Origin of the sequence: Stella humosa (assembly GCF_006738645.1) — a bacterium.
Taxonomy (GTDB): Bacteria; Pseudomonadota; Alphaproteobacteria; order ATCC43930; family Allostellaceae; genus Allostella; species Allostella humosa.
The window spans coordinates 821,366-837,917 of the sequence record NZ_AP019700.1; the positions used below are offsets into that span (position 1 = coordinate 821,366).

Below are 16,552 nucleotides of genomic sequence, written 5' to 3' on the forward strand. Positions count from 1 at the left end.
TGCCGACATGGATTCTTCGTCCCTACCGCGCACGGATGTCCTGGAGCAGTATGTCGAGCTTTTCACAGAAGAGCTCGGTGCAGCGCTCCACAAGATGGGTCTGAAAGGCGGCGGTAACCGGAATGACAGCATTCAGACTTTGGCGCGTGCTAGCAGAAAGCGGTTTCAGCGCTGTTTGATATGATCGGCTCAAAAGCTGTTCGGCGACACGATTCCGTACAGTCGAGACGGCGACGCAATCTTTTCCTACATAATTTTCGTCGAATCCCACCTGCGCGAACCATCTGGCAACCTGCTGTACAACGATGTCGTCCACGATATCAAGGTTACCGACAAGATACTGAATCCGCTGCGCTGCTTCGTGAGCGACAAGGAACTTGTCCGCCTCTACGTGAAAGCCGTGGTCGGCGACAAATACAACGTCCCGACCGTTGCCGTGCTGAACGATCCGGACCAGGCGGCAGCGTTCCAGTTTCCGGCATCATGCTGCGTCAAGCCCGCCCATTTGAGCGGGCACGTCCTGTTCAACAAGGAAGGGGTGGGCCTCTGCCGGGAAATCATCAAGGAATGGTTTCTGCTCAATCAATATCACAAGGGCCGGCAGGCCAATTATCGATACATTCCGCCTAAGGTGATCGTGGAGCCGCTAATATTCGGCAAGCGCTACGCGGCCGACTGCAAGGTTCTCTGCTATAAGGGTATTCCCCGTATTATCTATATCGTCGTTGGCCGGCCGGACCGAATTCGCTTTGCCATGTTCGATACGGCATGGAGTCGCCTGCCGTTCAGTATCGACTGCCCGGCCTATGAGCACGACATCCCGCGGCCGCGGAACCTGGATGAAATCCTGGCCGTCGCTGCCGCGCTGAGCAGACCATTCGACTTCATCCGGGTCGACCTCTACACCGACAGCCGGACCATCTTCGTGGGCGAGTTGACGAACTGCCCGCAGAATGCGCTTGGACAATTTCCCCAGGATGAGGGCGAGCAGCGCGTCTCGGAGCTGATCTTCGGCGCCTGACGGGTAGCCCGCCGTCAGATGATGGCGTGGCGGATGCGGGCCGACAGCCATTCGCTGGCCAGCACGGTCGCCAGGATCACCAGGAAGATGACCGAGGCCTCGCGCCAGGCGAGCTGGCTGATCGAGGCTTCGAGCTGGAGGCCGATGCCGCCGGCGCCGACCAAGCCCAGCACCGTCGATTCCCGGATGTTGATGTCCCAGCGGAAGACCGAGATGCCGGCGAAGGCCGGCGTCACCTGGGGCACCATGGCATAGGCGATGACCTGGGGCCGGGTGGCGCCGGTCGCCTGGATGGCCTCGACCGCGCCGTCGTCGATCTCCTCCAGCGCCTCGTAGAGCAGCTTGCCGATGAAGCCGACCGAGCGGAAGGCGATGGCGAAGATGCCGGCCAGCACGCCGGGGCCGATGATCGAGACCAGCAGCAGGGCCCAGATCAGCGAGTTGATCGAGCGCGAGGCGACGATGATGAAGAGCGCCACCGGCCGCACCAGCAGGCGGCTGGGGGTGGTGTTGCGGGCGGCCAGGAACGCCAGCGGCACGCCGAAGACGATGGCGATCATCGTGCCCAGCGTGGCGATGTTGAGCGTGTCCCACAGGGGCTGCCAGAGCCGGTCGATATAGGACCAGCGCGGCGGCACCATGCGGCTCATCAGGTCGCCCGCCTGGATGTGGGCGTCCTCGACGAACATCCACATCGTGCGGTCGCTGATGACCTGCCACGACAGGACGACGATGGTGGTGGCGACCAGCCAGGCCAGCCAGATGGCAAGCTGCGCGTTGGTGGTCCGGCGCTGCCACAGCTTGGTGCCCGAAGGGGAGGAGACCGGCATCACTGCACCCAGCGGCGAATGGCAGACGACCCATACTCGGCCGCCATCACCACCAGGATGATGACCAGCAGGATGGCGGCGGCGACGTCGTACTCGTAGCGGTCGAAGGCGGTGTTCAGCGTGGCGCCGATGCCGCCCGCGCCGACGATGCCGATGACCGCGGATTCGCGGAAGTTGATGTCGAGGCGATAGAGCGACAGGCCGATCAGGCGCGGCATCACCTGCGGCTGCACGCCATAGTTCAGGAGCTGGAACCACGAGCCGCCGGTCGCCCGGATCGCCTCCACCTGGCCGCGGTCGATGTCCTCGATGTCCTCGGCCAGCAGCTTCGACAGGAAGCCGATGGTGGAGAAGACCAGCGTCAGCACGCCCGCGAAGGGCCCGAAGCCGAACATCGCCACGAAGAGGATGGCGATGATGATTTCCTGGAAGGTGCGCGACAGCGCGATCAGGCCGCGGCAGAAGTAATAGACCGGCAGCGGCGCCAGGTTGCGGGCCGCGCCCAGTGCCACCGGCACGGCGACCAGGATGCCCAGCACGGTGGCGACGATGGTCATCACCACGCTCTCGGCGAAGCCCTCGAACACCTCGTCGAAGCGGCTGGTGAAGTTGGGCTGGAGGAAGGCGGCGACGAAGCGCCCGCCGCGTTCCATGCCTTCGGAAATGCGCGCCCAGTTGATCGGGATGCCGTTCAGCGCAAGGTAGAGATAGCCCGCCCCCACGACCAGGATGCCCCAGCGCAGCCACGGGTTGGCGATCAGCGGCGGCGGCCGCCACCGCCGCGCGCGCTCCAGGGCCAGCGTGCTCATCGGCCGGCCCTCACGTCAGGCCCGCCAGGCGCTCGCGGTCGACGGGCACGGCCGGGTCGTGCGGGCTGGCGCCGCCGCCGGCGTCCTCGCCCTCCTCGTCGGCGGGCCGGATGGTCTGCGACCAGTCCTCCTCGCCATAGATCGTGGTCAGGACCTCGGCCGACAGGCCGTCGGCCGGGCCGTCATAGACGATCTCGCCAGACTTCAGCCCGACGATGCGCTCGGCGAACATCTGGGCCAGCGCCACGTCGTGGATGTTGATGATGGCGGCCAGCCCCCGCTCGCGGCACAGCTCGCGCAGCAGCCGCATGATCTGGCGCGAGGTCTTGGGGTCGAGGCTGGCGGTCGGCTCGTCGACCAGCAGCAGGGTCGGGTTCTGCAGCAGGGCGCGCGCGATGCCGACCCGCTGCCGCTGCCCGCCCGACAGCGCGTCGGCGCGCTTGTCCTCGAAGCCCGCCAGCCCCACCCGCTCCAGCAGGGTAAAGGCGGCCGCCACGTCGGCCGCGGGGAAGCGGCGCAGCCAACTCCGCCAGAAGCCGACATAGCCAAGCCGGCCGGACAGCACGTTCTCCATCACCGTCAGGCGCTCGACCAGGGCGAACTCCTGGAAGATCATGCCCATCCGCCGGCGCGCCTGGCGCAGGCCGCGACGCGACAGGCGCGTGATCTCCTGTCCGTCGATCGTGACCCGCCCCGACGTGGGCTCGACCAGCCGGTTGACGCAGCGGATGAGCGTGCTCTTGCCGGCGCCGGACGGGCCGATCAGGGCCATGATCTGGCCCTTCGGCACCGTCAGCGACACCCCCTTCAGCGCGCGGTCCCCGGTCGGGTACTGCTTGGCCAGCCCATCGATCACCAGCACCGCTGCTGTCCCCCTCTGCTGCCTGGATGACCGGTGCCGATCAGCCCTTGCACTCGTACTTGACGCCGGTCAGGTCGTCGAACTTGCGGATGACCGCCCAGTCCTTCTTGTACTGGATCTCGACGAACTTCTCGGCCGGCGGCTGGCTCTTCACGAACTCCTTCAGCAGCTCGCTGCCTTCCCACGGGAAGGTGAAGAAGGCCTCGCGCACCTTGGCCGCCAGCTCGGGCTTCAGGTTGTAGACATGGCCGTAGCCGGTGGTGGGGAAGGACTCCGACTTGTAGATGACGCGCAGCTTGTCGCCGTCGACGACCTTGCGCGCCACCATCCGGGTCTTGACGGAATTGGCGATGGCGGCAGCGTCGTAGTCCTTGTTGGCGACGCCCAGGATGGAGTTGTCGTGCTTGCCGGAAAAGGCGGTCTTGTAGTCCTTGTCCGCCTCGAGCCCGAAGTCGGCCTTCAGCAGGGCCGACGGCGCCTTGAAGCCGGAATTGGAGGTGGGGGCGGTGAAGGCCAGCGTCCTGCCCTTCAGGTCCTTCACTTCCTTGATCGGGCCGTCGGCCTGGACGATCAGCTCCATCTCGTAGCCGAAGTCGCCATTGTTCGACGCCATCATGGCGAAGGGCACGAAGCCCGCGCAATTGACCGCGATCGGGTTGGCGCCGGAATTGAAGCCGGCGATGTGCAGGCGGCCGGCGCGCATCGCCTCGATCTGGGCGGCGTTCGATTGCACGGGGAAGAACTGGATGCGCTTGCCGGTCACCTTGGCCATGTGGGCGAGGAAGCCGTCCCACACCTTGCGATAGACCTCGGGGTCCTCGACCGGGGTGTAGGCGAAGATCAGCGTCGGCGGGTCCAGCAGGCGGCGGGCGTCGGTCGGCGCGTCGGCCACCATGTCGTCGTTGCGGTCGCAATAGCGGGAATCGAGCTGCCCGCGCGGGCAATCCTCGGTCTGCGCCAAGGCCGGCAGCGACGGCAGCAGCACGGCCGCCGCGGCGGCGAAAGCAATACGGGCCAGCATTTTAATCGGTCCTCCCAATGGCATCCGGGCGTCGGGCCGTGCCCGTAGCGCCTCTTATCTGCGGCGTAGATTACATATTGATGACGTAACGATGAACCCCTCCCGCGCGAAGTCCGCGATATGATCGCGCGATATCTCTAGGGGGGAGGCTGGGCGATGCGCCGTATCCTGTTCTGGTTCCTGCTGGGCGGGCTGCTCGGCACCGGCGGCGGGTTTGCGCTGGGGGTCTTCTTCTTCCCCTATATCTTCCCCCCGCCGGTGGCCAACCAGCAGGTGGCCGACCGCGCCGCCCAGACGGTGCTGGGGACCGGGACCTTCGTCCATGCCGACCCGTCCGACCCCATCCACTGGGGCCGCGGCTCGGTGTCGGTCCTGCGCGATGCAGCCGGTGGGCGCATCGTCTACCTGGAAAAGGATTTCGAGGTCGGCCCGGGGCCGGACTACCGGGTCTACCTGGTCGCCCATCCCGCACCCCGGGCCAAGGACGACGTACGGGCCGCCTTCATCGACCTGGGCGGGCTCGCCGCGTTCAAGGGCAGCCAGATCTACGCCATTCCCGAGGGCGTCGACCTTGCCGCCCAGGGCTCGGTCGTCATCTGGTGCCGCGCCTTCGCCCAACTCATCTCGCCCGCGACCATCGCCCGGGTGCCATAGCAGGAGTACGCAGGAATCCGCGCAGGAATCCCCCGGGGGGGCCGTTGAACTCTTCGACGGGCTGGTTGGCCCGCCGGTCCCCACCCCCCGAAAGGACATGCGATGAAGATCCTCGTTTCCGCCGCCGCCCTGGCGATCGGCCTGGCCGCCTCTGGCGCATCCTTCGCCCAGACCGCGGCACCCGCCGGCGACGGCAAGCCGGCGCAGCGCCAGCTCGAACAGATCAAGCGGATGGACAGCGACGGCGACGGCAAGGTGTCGAAGGCAGAGTTCATGGCCTTCCAGCCGCGCGGCCGTGCCCCGGTCGCCGCCGACGCCAAGGTCACGCGCGAGGAATTCATGAAGCGCGGGCCGCATCGCGAGCATGCCGGCCGCCCGGCCCCGACGGCCGAGCAGAAGGCGCAGAAGGACCAGCGCCGGGCCGAGCTGTTCAAGACGCTCGACAAGGACAACAACGGCAGCATCAGCCGCGACGAGTTCATGGCCTTCCAGGGCGCCATGATGATGCGGGCCGCCGCCCACAACCGCTCGAACGAGCGCTTCGAGAGGCGCCGGGCCGAGATGTTCAAGCGGCTCGACGCCAACAACGACGGCGTCGTCGACCCGGCCGAGCGGACGGCAATGCGCGAAGCCGCCTTCACGCGGATGGACCGCAACGGCGACGGCTTCATCACCGCCGACGAGCTGCCGCGGCGCGGGCCGCGCGCGGTCCGCTGACCCCGGGCGATCGGGCAGGCAAGGGCAAGGGGCGATGACCGCCCTGGCCGGGACTTTCCAGGCCGACCTGCTTTCGGGCGGGTCGGCAATCCCGGCCAGGGCGGTCTATGCTCGGGCGATGGCCGATGCGGGTGAGTCCGACGAGGAGCTGATGGCGCGGACCGGGAAGGGCGACCGCCTTGCCTACGCCCGCCTGCTCGAACGGCATCTGGCCCGCGTCCACGCCGTCGCCCGCCGCTTCCTGGCCGATGCCGCGGAGGCCGAGGACGTGGCCCAGGAGGTGTTCCTGCGCGTCTGGACCCAGGCGCCGCGCTGGCAGCCCGAGGGCGCCAAGCTCACCACCTGGCTCTATCGCATCGCCATGAATCTCTGCATCGACCGCAAGCGCAAGGTGACGGCGCTGCCGCTGGAGGCCGCCGGCGAGCCCGAGGACGGGCGGCCCAGCGCCTTCGCGCTGCGTCAGCGCGACGAGGTCCAGGGCCATCTGGCCGCCGCCCTGGCAACCCTGCCGGAGAACCAGCGGGCGGCCATCGTGCTGAGCTATTTCGAGGGGCTGGGCAATGTCGAGACCGCATCGGTGCTGAACACGACCGTGGGGGCGGTCGAATCGCTGCTGGTGCGCGCCCGCCGGTCGCTGAAGGACCGGCTGGGTCCCATCCTGGCCGGGCCCGACGCGGGTGGCCCCATCGTCGACGGCCCGTCGGAGGAAGGCATATGACCGAGGAATCCCGCATCACGCCGGTTCCGGCCGGGCAGGGCGCGGCGGACGAGGCCCGGCTCGACCGGGCGCTGGACCGACTGCTCGCCGGCGCCCCGGCGCCGGAGCTGCCGGGCGATCTTGCCCAGCGCATCCTAGTTGCCACCCACCGCATCCCGCAAATCCCGGCCGACGCGCCGCGAAGCCGACCCAGCTTGCGTCGGCCGGTCTGGTTCGGGCGGCCGCGTGCGATCGCGGCGGCCTTCGCCCTGGTGGCGGCCGTCGGCTTCGCCGCCGGCTGGGCGGAGCCGATGCTGATCGGCGATGCCCAGGCGATCGACGTGTCGCCCTTCGTCTACGGCATTGACCCGGAGATCGACCTGTGAGCCACACGACCGGGCCGGACCTGACCGTCAACCCGCCGCCGGCTGCGGCCCGCGCCGGCTGGCGCCGTTGGCTGCTGCCGGCAGCACTGCTGCTGTCGCTCGCCTTCAACGTGTTCCTGGGCAGCGCCCTGGTCGGGCGGTTCGCCCATGACCAGACGCGCGGCGATCCCACCATGTTGACCGGGTTTCGCAGTTTCGCCGAGGGCCTGCCGGCCAATGCGCGGGAAACCGTGCGCGACAGTTTCCGCGCCCGGCGGGGAGAGATCAGCCGGGAGCGGCGCGAATTGCGCGAGGCCCGCCAGCGCGTGACGCAGGCGCTGGCGGCCGAGCCGTTCGACGCCGGTGCCGCGCGCCGTGCGTTCGACAGCCTGCGCCATGCCAATGACGGCATGGCCCGCGTCACCCAGGAGGCCGTGGTCGAAGCCGCGGGCAAGCTGCCGGTCGAACTGCGGCGGGAAATGCAGGAGCGTCGGCCCCGTGCGCCGCGGGAACGGCCTCCCGGCGACCGCCTGCCCGTGACAGGCCCGGGTGGGCCGCCCCATGACGGCCCGCCGCCCGGACCGCGCCCCTGATCGCGAGCGCCCGGGTGCCCCGGTTGCGCGGATCGGGGGCGCGCCTGTAGGGTCCGGCGCCTAAGCCGTGCCACCCCAATCCGGGAGCCCCCATGCCCCTGTTCGGCGCCAAGACGCCGCTCGACCTGCTGCGCGACTACAAACGGCGCCTGGTGACCGAGGTCTCGCCCGACGACCAGATGGTCCTGCGCTTCGATGCCGGGACGATGGCCCGGATCGGCGAGAAGAGCTGGCAGGACCAGTATTTCCGCGTCGGCGAGGCCGCCCTGCGCACCATCGTGCGCGCCATGGTGCTGGCCGAGAAGACGACGATCGGCTCGATCCTCGACCTGCCCTGCGGCCATGGACGGGTGCTGCGGATGCTGCGCGCGGCCTTCCCGGCGGCCCGCATCGCCGCCTGCGACCTCGACCGCGGCGGGGTGGAGTTCTGCGCCCGCACCTTCGGCGCGGTGCCGGTGCATTCGGCGGTCGACCCGGCGGCGATCCCGCTCACCGATACGTTCGAGCTGATCTGGTGCGGCTCGCTGCTGACCCATCTCGATGCCGCGCGCTACGCCGCCTTCGTCGACTGGTTCATCGACCGGTTGGCGCCCGATGGGCTGCTGGTCTTCACCAACCACGGTCGCTGGTCGCTCGACTACCACCGCACCCACCCCTACATCGACGAGGAGCGCTTCCAGGCGATCGCGGCCGAGGTGGCGGCGGTGGGCTTCGGCTATCGCGACTACCCGGCCGAGCCGGAATACGGCATCTCCATCGCGCTGCCCTCCTGGGTCGTCCACCTGGTGGAGCGGCGGCGCGACGCGACGCTGCTGGCTTATCACGAGCGCGGCTGGGGCCATCACCAGGACGTCGTCGTGGTGTGGAAGAAGCCGATCGACGTGCCGCCGGGGCTGGAGCGGCCGCGCCCCGCCATCTATCGCGGCCACCACGACAAGTTCGCCCCGGGTGCCGCCGGCCAATGACCATCGGCTTCAGCCGGGCGGGCGTTCGGCCGTGGCGATGTAGCGGCCGTCCTCGATCGCGACCCTGATCGCGAAGGGCACACTGTCCAGGCGGAGGCAGCAGTCGATGTCCTCCGCGCTGAGCGTGACCGTGTCGGCGCGTAGCGCCATCGTCGCCACCAGGGTGGCCAGGGCGGTCGGGTCGGGCCGGCGGCCGGCCAGGCGGCTGCGCAGGTAGAGGGCGCAGATCTCGTCCTCGTCGGCGCGGGATTCGCTGGTCTCGCCCATCGCCACCAGCGTCACCGGCCCCGGCCCGGCGGCCTGGATCGCCCGCACCGTCGCCTCGGCCGACACGAAGGAGCCAGCATAGATGCGCTGGGCACCCTTCGCCAGCAGCACGCCGCGGGTGCCGTTGGAGGTGGTCTGGATCAGTGTCTCGCCGTCGAAGCGCTTGTCCGCAATCTCGGCCGGCGAGTTGCCGAAGTCGAACCCGTCCGGCCGGATGCCGTGGCGCTCGCCCAGGCAGCGGCTGCCCAGCCCTTGCGCCCGGAGCGCCAGCGCCTCGTCCAGGTCGGCCACCATGACGATGCGGCGCGCGCCGTTGGCGAGTGCCACCGCGGCCGTCGTGAAGGCGCGGAAGACGTCGATGACGACGACGGTGCCCGACGCGCCGCGGGCGGCGTCGGCGAACGAACCGATGGTGACCAAGGGGCGGGCTCCTGCTGCCTGGACTCGGGTGGGCGGCGCAGGATAAGCCGATCCGGCGATCCGATCCGCCAGGGAGTGCGCCCCATGTTCGCCGTGCTTTTCGAGGCCCAGCCCGGGCCGGACCAGTGGGATGCCTATCTGGGCCACGCCCGCATGCTGCGGCCGGAACTGGAGCAGGTCGACGGCTTCGTCGACAATGTCCGCTATCGCAGCCTGACGCGGCCGGGCTGGCTCCTGTCGCTGTCGTCCTGGCGCGACGAGAAGGCGCTGGTGCGCTGGCGCACCCAGGCGATGCACCATGGCGTGCAGGAGGACGGGCGCCGGCAGATCCTGCGCGACTATCACCTGCGCGTCGGCCAACTGACGCAGGACACCCGCCTGCCCGCCGGCCAGGCCCTGCCCGAGCAGCGCCTCGACGAGACGGAAACCGGGGATGCCACGACGATCGTCCTGGTCGACGCCAGTCGCCCGCCGGAATGGGTGGAGGCCAGCGATGCCGGGGCGGTCGCCGGCTGGCTGGGCCTGCCGCCGGGGGCTGACGACCTCATCGCCTGGGATGTCTTCCATGCCGTGCTGACGCCGGGCGACGTCATCCTGCTGCTGTCCTGGCGCGACCGCGCGGCGGCCGAGGCGTTCGCGGCCGGGCTGGCGCTGCCAGACGGTGCCCGGCTGCGGCGCGTGCGCGTGGTCCGCGACTACGGCATGTTCGACCGGCGGGAGGCCCCGCAATACTATCCCGACGCGGCCGGCCGGCCAACGGTGCGGTAGCTACGCGGCCGGGGCCAGGCGGCGATAGAGCGCCAGGGTCTCGCGCACCACGACCTCCTCGCTGAAGGCGGTCTCGACCATGCGGCGGGCGGCGGCCCCCATGCGGCGGCGAGCCTCGGGGTCGCGGGCGAAGCGGACCAGCGCCTCGGTCAGGGCCGCCACGTCCTGGTAGGCGACGCGCAGGCCGGTCTCGCCCGGCAGCACCACCTCGCGATTGCCGGCGACATCGGTCGCCAGCAGCGGCCGGCGGCAGGCCGCGGCCTCCAGCAGTGCCTTGGGCAGGCCCTCCCCCGAGGAGGGCAGGGCGGCGACGTGGGCGGCCGCCCAGAGCGGGCGCACGTCGGTCTGGAAGCCCCACCAGTCCACCAGCCCCTCGGCGGCCCAGCCCTGCAGCTCGGCTTCGGAGATGGCGGTGGGGTTGCCGGTGTCCGGCGCGCCGGCCAGGATCACCTTCACCGGCGTGCCGGCAGCCGTCGCCCGCCGGGCTGCCTCCACCAGGTCGCCGATGCCCTTCTCGTGGATCATGCGCGCGGCCATGCCGACCGCGAACGGCCCGTCCGGCTCCGGCAGCGGGGCGAAATGGTCGAGGTCGACGCCGGCGCCGCGGATGATCGAGACGCGGCCGTGGCGCAGGGCACCGGCCTTCTCCATCGTTGCCCGGTCGTCGTCGTTCTGCAAATGGACATGGACGTTGGGCCGGTTCAGCGCCCAGCGCAGCAGCAGCCCGACCGGCGGCCGCAGCACCTTCGCCGACAGGCGCTGCGAGCCATAGACAAAGCCCAGCCCGTCGAGCGCGTTGATCACCGCCGGCACGCCCGCGCGGGCCGCGGCCCAGGTGCCGTAGACCACGGGCTTGATCGCCACCTGGTGGACGATGGCGGGCTTCTCGCGGCGATAGATATCGACCAGGTCGCCAATGGCGGCCATCTCGGCCAGCGGGTTCACGTTGGTGCGGCGCAGCTTGATCGGCACCAGCTCGAAGCCCTCGCCGCGGATGCGGTCGCCATGGGCATCCTCGCGCGTCGCCACCACCACGCGGAAGCCGGCGTCGCGCGCCGCGCGCGCGATCGGCGTGCGGTGCGACCAGAAGAACCAGTCCTCGGTCACCAGATAGAGGAGGGTCGGCCGGCTCATCGTCTCTCCTTCGCCTCCCGCAGGATGCGCACCGTCGCGGGCGCCCAGGCCGCCAGGGAGTAGTGGTCGACGGCGCGCGCGCGGGCGGCCGTCCCCATCCGGGCCCGGCCGTCCGGGTCGCGCGCCAGTGCCAGCAGGGCTGTCGCCCATTCCTCCGGCGGCCCCGCCAGCAGGCCGGCGCCCTCGGCCAGGATCCCGGCATTGACGCCGACCGGCGAGGCGACCGAGGGGCGCCCGGCCGCCATGTACTGGATCAGCTTGTAGCCGCACTTGCCGCGCTCGAACGGCGTATCGGGCAGCGGCATCAGGCCGACATCCATCGCGGCCAGGTCGGCCGCCTCGCGCGCGCCGTCCCACGCCCGGACCTCGCCCGGCAGGCCCTCCAGGGCATCCGGTCCGGCGCCCACCAGCAGCATGCGCCCGCCCGCCTCCGCACAGACGCGGGCCAGCGCGGGCCGGATCGGGTCGAGGTAGCGGGCATTCGCCGGGGTGCCGATCCAGCCGATGGTGAAGGGCCGGCCGGCCGGCGCTGGGGTGGTCCCGAGCGCGTCGGTGTCGACCACCGTCGGCACGATCTCGACCCGGCTGGCGCCGGCCCGGCGGGCATGGTCGGCGATGTAGCGGTTGCCGGCGACGACGGTCGTGGCCGCCGCCATCACCCGGTCGATCTTGCGACCCAGCAGACGGCGGACCAGCGGCCGCGGGTGCCGGTCGTAGCGGTGGAACCAGGCATCGTCATAGTCGACCACCATCGGCACGCGGCACCGGGCGAGCCAGCCCTCGGCCAGGGCCGGCAGCCAGGGCAGGAGTTCCTTCTCGATCCACAGCACGTCCCAGTCGCGGGCGGCGAGCAGCCGGCGGATGCGGGCGGCATAGGCGGCCAGGATGGCGCCCGGTCGCGGCCGGACGCCCGCATGCATGCCGCGGACATAGGCGTCGTCCAGCAGCGCATCGACGGTGACGGATATGCCGGCCTCGGCCAGGGCCGGAAGGAACAGCAGATGCCGCTGGCGGCTAGTGGCGCCCAGCCGGCCGTATCGGGTGAGCAGCAATACCCGCATCGCGGAGGCCGGTGGAGGGGGTGTTGAGGATTCGCGGCAGGTCGGCATAGAGCAGCCGATAGGCCTTTATCGTGTCCACGACCACAGATGGTCGGCCGCTCGCGACGGCCAGCGCCAGGCGCGACAGCGGCTCGGCCAGGATGGTGACGGCGGTGAGGGCGGCCGCCCGGCCCCAGCCGAAATGCTTGCGGGCATAGATGATGCGGCTGCGCAGGCAGTAGAAGATGCGCTCGGGCTTCACCTGCTCGGACGTGCCGCCACCCTTGTGGAAGGCGGTGACCTCGGCCAGGAAGTGGCAGGGCCGGCCGCTCGCCTGGGCGCGCCAGGCGAAGTCGACATCCTCGAAATAGAGGAAGAACCGCTCGTCGAAGCCGCCTAGCTGCTCGAACAGCGGCCGCGGCATCAGGAAGAAGGCGCCCATCACCTGGTCGACCGGACGGCTGTCGCGGTGGTCCCACTCCTGCATCAGGTGGCCGTGGCACAGCTTCGGCAGCACACGGTCGAGGCCCGTGATCTTGTGGACGAAGTGCCGCACCCGGGGAAAGCGCGCGCAGCTCCGGTGGGTGGCGCCGTCGGCATCGACCAGGCGGACGCCGAGGATGCCGATTTCCGGATGGACGGCCATGTGCGCGACCGACCGCGCCAGCGTCTCGGGCTCGAGCCGGGTATCGGGGTTCAGCAGCAGCAGGTAGTCGCCGTCGCCCATGGCGGTCGCGCGGTTGCAGGCCGCCCCGAAGCCGAGGTTGGCGCCGTTGCGCAGCACCGCCAGCGGCAGCCCCAGGTCGTCCAGCCCGTCCGCCGACCCATCGACCGACCCGTTGTCCGAGACGATGACCCGGCCGAGCCGGAATCCCTCGCCCGTCGAGTTCGCGATCGTCTCCAGGCAGGCACGCAGTTGCGGCCCGGCATTCCAGTTGACGACGACGATATCGAGGGTGGGAACGACGCGGTCGCTATCCATATCCTGTTTAATTAGCCCCGCGACCGGCACTGTGCAACGGCAGGGTCGGACGCCGTTCCCGCGCTTGACCCTGCGCTTGACGATCGCCGGCCGCGGCGGGATCGTCCGCCACGACCGGCCGCCGCCCCAGGAGATCGCCCGATGCTGTTTGCAGCACCCCTTCCGCCCGCCGACCCGCTGCGCGCCACCCTGCGTCAGGCCACCCGTGCCGACGAGGCCGAGGTCGTGGAAGGGTTGCTGGCGGCAGCCACCCTGCCGGCCGACTCCCGCGACCGGGTGGCGGCCCAGGCGCGGCGGCTCGTGCAGGCGGTGCGCGGCGGCCGCAGCGGCAAGGGCGGGCTGGACGCCTTCCTGCACGAGTACGAGCTGTCGAGCCAGGAGGGCATCGTGCTGATGTGCCTGGCCGAGGCCCTGCTGCGCATCCCCGACTCCGAGACGGTGGACCGGCTGATCCGCGACAAGATCGGCGGTGCGGACTGGCAGCGCCACCTGGGCGCCAGCGAATCCGCCTTCGTCAACGCATCGACCTGGGCCCTGATGCTGACCGGCCGGCTGGTGCGGCCGGGCGAGGGGCCGGGCCATGGCGGCGTGCTGAAGCGGCTGGTCAGCCGGGCCGGCGAGCCGGTGATCCGCGAGGCGGTGACTGCGGCCATGCGCATCCTCGGCCGGCAGTTCGTCATGGGCCGCACGATCGCCGAGGCGCTGACGCGCGCACGGCCGGCAGAGCAGGCGGGATACCGCCACTCCTACGACATGTTGGGGGAGGCGGCGCGGACGGCGGCCGATGCCGACCGCTACTTCCGCTCCTACCAGGCCGCCATCGCCGCCATCGGCGGCGAGGCCAAGGGCCGGGGGCCGATCGAATCCCCCGGCATCTCGATCAAGCTGTCGGCTCTGCACCCGCGGTTCGAGTTTGCGCAAGGGGCCCGAGTCCACGCCGAGCTGACGCCGCTGGTGGTGGAACTCGCCCGCCAGGCCAAGGGATATGGCATCGGCTTCACCGTCGATGCCGAGGAGGCCGACCGCCTCGACATCTCGCTCGACGTGATCGAGGCGGTGGCCTCCGACCCGTCGCTGGCGGGCTGGGACGGCTTCGGGCTGGCGGTCCAGGCCTACCAGAAGCGGGCCTTGCCGCTGATCGACTGGCTGGGCGACCTGGCCCGCCGCAGCCGGCGGCGGCTGATGGTGCGCCTCGTCAAGGGCGCCTACTGGGACAGCGAGATCAAGCGCGGGCAGGAACGCGGGCTGGCCGGCTATCCGGTTTTCACCCGCAAGGTCGCGACCGACGTCTCCTATATCGCCTGCGCCCGGCGCCTGCTGGCCGACGGTGCCGCCTTCTTCCCGCAGTTCGCGACCCACAACGCCCACACGGTGGCGACGATCCTGGAACTGGCCGGCAATCGCCGCGACTGGGAATTCCAGCGCCTGCACGGCATGGGCGAGGCGCTCTATGGCGAGGTGGTGGGCCGCGATAAGCTCGACCGGCCGGCTCGCGTCTACGCCCCGGTCGGCAGCCACGAGGACCTGCTGGCCTACCTCGTCCGCCGCCTGCTGGAGAATGGCGCCAACACCTCCTTCGTCAACCGGCTGGTCGACGAGAAGGCGCCGATCGACGAGATCGTGGCCGACCCGGTTGCCCGCCTGGCGCGCCTGCCGGTGAAGCCGCACCCGCATATCCCGCTGCCGGCCGACCTCTACGGCGCCGAGCGGCGCAACAGCGCCGGCATCGACCTGGCCGATCCGGTCGCGACCGCCGCACTCGCCGATCGCATGGCGGCCGCCGCCGCGGCCAGGGCGACCGCCGCGCCGCTGGTCGGCGGCCGGCCGGTCGACGGCGCCACCCGCTCCGTCGTCAGCCCGGCCGACAATTCGGTCGTCGTCGGCCACGTCGCGGACGCCACCGCCGAGACGGTGGACGCCGCCATCGCGCGCGCCACGCGCGCCGGCCCCGACTGGGACACCATTGCCGCGGCCGAGCGCGCCGCCATCCTCGATCGCGCGGCCGACCTCTACGAGGCGGACGGGCCGCGGCTGATGGCGCTCATCGTGCGCGAGGGCGGGCGCACGGTGCCCGATGCCCTGTCGGAGCTGCGCGAGGCGGTCGACTTCCTGCGCTACTACGCCGCCCGGGCGCGGTCGGACTTTGCCGTCCGCCGCCTGCCCGGCCCGACGGGGGAGCGGAACGAACTGCGCCTGGCCGCGCGCGGAACCTTCGCCTGCATCAGCCCGTGGAACTTCCCGCTCGCCATCTTCACGGGCCAGGTGGCAGCGGCCCTTGCCGCCGGCAATGCCGTGCTGGCCAAGCCGGCCGAGCAGACGCCGCTCGTCGGTGCCGCCGCCATTGCCCTGCTGCACCGGGCGGGCGTGCCGGGCGACGTGCTGCAGTTCCTGCCGGGCGACGGCGCCACGGTGGGTGCCCGCCTGGTCGCCGACCCGCGCGTCTCCGGCATCGCCTTCACCGGCTCGACGGACACGGCGCGGGCGATCAACCGGGTGCTGGCCGACCGCCCCGGCCCGATCGCCCCCTTCATCGCCGAGACGGGCGGCCAGAACGCGCTCATCGTCGACTCCTCGGCCTTGCCCGAGCAGGTGGTGCAGGACGTGCTGACGTCCGCCTTCAACAGCGCCGGCCAGCGCTGCTCGGCGCTGCGCGTGCTGTTCGTGCAGGCCGACGCCGCGGACCGTACGCTGACGATGCTGAAGGGGGCGATGGCCGAGCTGCGCATCGGCGACCCCGCGCTGCTGTCGACCGACATCGGCCCGGTCATCGACGGCGAGGCCCAGGCGATGCTGCAACGCCACGCCCAGCGCATGCGGCGCGAGGGCCGCGTCGTGATCGAGATGCAGGCCCCGCCCGGCACCGAGCGCGGCAGCTTCTTCGCGCCCGCCGCCTACGAGATCGATGCGCTCGACCGGCTGGAGGGGGAAGTGTTCGGCCCGATCCTCCATGTCGTGCGCTGGCAGGCCGGTCGCCTCGACCAAGTGATCGACGCCATCCGCGCCACCGGCTACGGCCTGACCCTGGGCGTGCACAGCCGCATCGACGAGACCGTGCGCCAGGTCATCAGCCGCGTCGGCGTCGGCAATGTCTACGTCAACCGCAACATGGTGGGTGCAGTCGTCGGCGTGCAGCCCTTCGGCGGCGAGGGCCTGAGCGGCACCGGCCCCAAGGCCGGCGGCCCCCACTACCTGCCGCGCTTCGCCACCGAGCGCACGCTGTCGGTCGACACGACGGCAGCCGGCGGCAACGCCTCCCTGCTGTCGCTGGCGGAGGATGAGGGGTAGTCGTTTGCCAACGGGTGCGATGGCACAGCGGACATGCGTCCCTCGACAAGAGGCTCGGGATGAGGGGGTGCCCGGTCAAGCACAGCAGCCGAGGCACGCACGGACGCCGGTGTCACACGTGA

18 protein-coding genes are annotated in these 16,552 nt (G+C 70.8%); 9 read left to right on the forward strand and 9 right to left on the reverse strand.

Features of this window, described 5'->3' with window-relative positions; all coding sequences use genetic code 11:
* Window positions 1-22: 22 nt before the first annotated feature.
* A complete protein-coding gene (locus STVA_RS03850) occupies window positions 23-316 on the reverse strand; it encodes a hypothetical protein (RefSeq protein WP_142235639.1) in 294 nt (97 codons plus the stop codon).
* A 45-nt stretch (window positions 317-361) separates the two neighbouring features.
* Between STVA_RS03850 and STVA_RS03855 the strand changes: the two genes are divergently transcribed.
* Entirely contained in the window at window positions 362-1,021 is a 660-nt protein-coding gene (locus STVA_RS03855; RefSeq protein WP_170216657.1) for an ATP-grasp fold amidoligase family protein, read from the forward strand.
* Window positions 1,022-1,035: 14 nt separating this feature from the next.
* Here STVA_RS03855 and phnE (STVA_RS03860) read toward each other — a convergent pair whose 3' ends face one another.
* Genes phnE (STVA_RS03860) through phnD form a run of 4 tightly spaced genes read right to left on the reverse strand, consistent with a single transcriptional unit; the run spans window position 1,036 to window position 4,543 of the window.
* Complete coding sequence (gene phnE / locus STVA_RS03860) at window positions 1,036-1,851, reverse strand: phosphonate ABC transporter, permease protein PhnE (RefSeq protein ID WP_123694041.1); 816 nt, start codon at window positions 1,849-1,851, stop codon at window positions 1,036-1,038.
* Window positions 1,851-2,660 carry a phosphonate ABC transporter, permease protein PhnE gene (gene phnE, locus STVA_RS03865; RefSeq protein WP_123694039.1) on the reverse strand — a complete coding sequence of 270 codons (810 nt, stop codon included), beginning with the start codon at window positions 2,658-2,660 and terminating at the stop codon, window positions 1,851-1,853. Before phnE (STVA_RS03865) ends, phnE (STVA_RS03860) begins: the two co-directional genes overlap by 1 nt.
* A 10-nt stretch (window positions 2,661-2,670) precedes the next feature.
* Window positions 2,671-3,522, reverse strand: a complete 852-nt coding sequence (gene phnC / locus STVA_RS03870) for a phosphonate ABC transporter ATP-binding protein (RefSeq protein WP_123694037.1) — start codon at window positions 3,520-3,522, stop codon at window positions 2,671-2,673.
* 40 nt (window positions 3,523-3,562) lie between these two features.
* Window positions 3,563-4,543, reverse strand: coding sequence for a phosphate/phosphite/phosphonate ABC transporter substrate-binding protein (gene phnD / locus STVA_RS03875; protein ID WP_123694035.1), 981 nt, complete (start codon window positions 4,541-4,543; stop codon window positions 3,563-3,565).
* 156 nt (window positions 4,544-4,699) lie between these two features.
* On the opposite strand from phnD, the gene STVA_RS03880 reads away from it, so the two are divergent.
* The 6 genes from STVA_RS03880 (at window position 4,700) to STVA_RS03905 (ending at window position 8,534) form a co-directional block, all read left to right on the forward strand.
* Entirely contained in the window at window positions 4,700-5,197 is a 498-nt protein-coding gene (locus tag STVA_RS03880; RefSeq protein WP_123694033.1) for a DM13 domain-containing protein, read from the forward strand.
* Between the two features lie 102 nt (window positions 5,198-5,299).
* Window positions 5,300-5,914, forward strand: a complete 615-nt coding sequence (locus tag STVA_RS03885; protein WP_123694031.1) for an EF-hand domain-containing protein — start codon at window positions 5,300-5,302, stop codon at window positions 5,912-5,914.
* A gap of 34 nt (window positions 5,915-5,948) precedes the next feature.
* Window positions 5,949-6,632 (forward strand): RNA polymerase sigma factor, encoded by a 684-nt coding sequence (locus STVA_RS03890; protein ID WP_197735782.1) that lies wholly within the window; start codon window positions 5,949-5,951, stop codon window positions 6,630-6,632.
* The gene (locus tag STVA_RS03895) at window positions 6,629-6,997 is read left to right on the forward strand and encodes a hypothetical protein (protein ID WP_123694029.1); all 369 of its coding nucleotides are present in this window, start codon (window positions 6,629-6,631) and stop codon (window positions 6,995-6,997) included. The genes STVA_RS03890 and STVA_RS03895 overlap by 4 nt, the downstream gene beginning before the upstream one ends.
* The gene (locus tag STVA_RS03900) at window positions 6,994-7,569 is read left to right on the forward strand and encodes a periplasmic heavy metal sensor (protein ID WP_123694027.1); all 576 of its coding nucleotides are present in this window, start codon (window positions 6,994-6,996) and stop codon (window positions 7,567-7,569) included. Before STVA_RS03895 ends, STVA_RS03900 begins: the two co-directional genes overlap by 4 nt.
* A 92-nt stretch (window positions 7,570-7,661) precedes the next feature.
* Entirely contained in the window at window positions 7,662-8,534 is an 873-nt protein-coding gene (locus STVA_RS03905) for a class I SAM-dependent methyltransferase (protein ID WP_123694025.1), read from the forward strand.
* 9 nt (window positions 8,535-8,543) lie between these two features.
* Here the strand turns inward: STVA_RS03905 and STVA_RS03910 are convergent, their stop codons facing one another.
* Window positions 8,544-9,221 carry a 2-phosphosulfolactate phosphatase gene (locus tag STVA_RS03910; RefSeq protein WP_123694023.1) on the reverse strand — a complete coding sequence of 226 codons (678 nt, stop codon included), beginning with the start codon at window positions 9,219-9,221 and terminating at the stop codon, window positions 8,544-8,546.
* 84 nt (window positions 9,222-9,305) lie between these two features.
* Between STVA_RS03910 and STVA_RS03915 the strand changes: the two genes are divergently transcribed.
* Entirely contained in the window at window positions 9,306-9,989 is a 684-nt protein-coding gene (locus STVA_RS03915) for an antibiotic biosynthesis monooxygenase family protein (protein ID WP_123694022.1), read from the forward strand.
* Here STVA_RS03915 and STVA_RS03920 read toward each other — a convergent pair whose 3' ends face one another.
* From STVA_RS03920 to STVA_RS03930, 3 genes are read right to left on the reverse strand one after another with little or no spacing between them, the layout of a single operon-like run.
* Window positions 9,990-11,123, reverse strand: coding sequence for a glycosyltransferase family 4 protein (locus STVA_RS03920; RefSeq protein WP_123694021.1), 1,134 nt, complete (start codon window positions 11,121-11,123; stop codon window positions 9,990-9,992).
* Window positions 11,120-12,184 carry a glycosyltransferase gene (locus tag STVA_RS03925; RefSeq protein WP_123694020.1) on the reverse strand — a complete coding sequence of 355 codons (1,065 nt, stop codon included), beginning with the start codon at window positions 12,182-12,184 and terminating at the stop codon, window positions 11,120-11,122. Before STVA_RS03925 ends, STVA_RS03920 begins: the two co-directional genes overlap by 4 nt.
* Complete coding sequence (locus STVA_RS03930; protein WP_123694018.1) at window positions 12,138-13,145, reverse strand: glycosyltransferase family 2 protein; 1,008 nt, start codon at window positions 13,143-13,145, stop codon at window positions 12,138-12,140. The genes STVA_RS03925 and STVA_RS03930 overlap by 47 nt, the downstream gene beginning before the upstream one ends.
* Before the next feature lie 141 nt (window positions 13,146-13,286).
* Here STVA_RS03930 and putA point away from each other — a divergent pair, with 141 nt between their 5' ends.
* The gene (gene putA, locus STVA_RS03935) at window positions 13,287-16,430 is read left to right on the forward strand and encodes a bifunctional proline dehydrogenase/L-glutamate gamma-semialdehyde dehydrogenase PutA (protein ID WP_123694016.1); all 3,144 of its coding nucleotides are present in this window, start codon (window positions 13,287-13,289) and stop codon (window positions 16,428-16,430) included.
* Window positions 16,431-16,552: the final 122 nt, after the last annotated feature.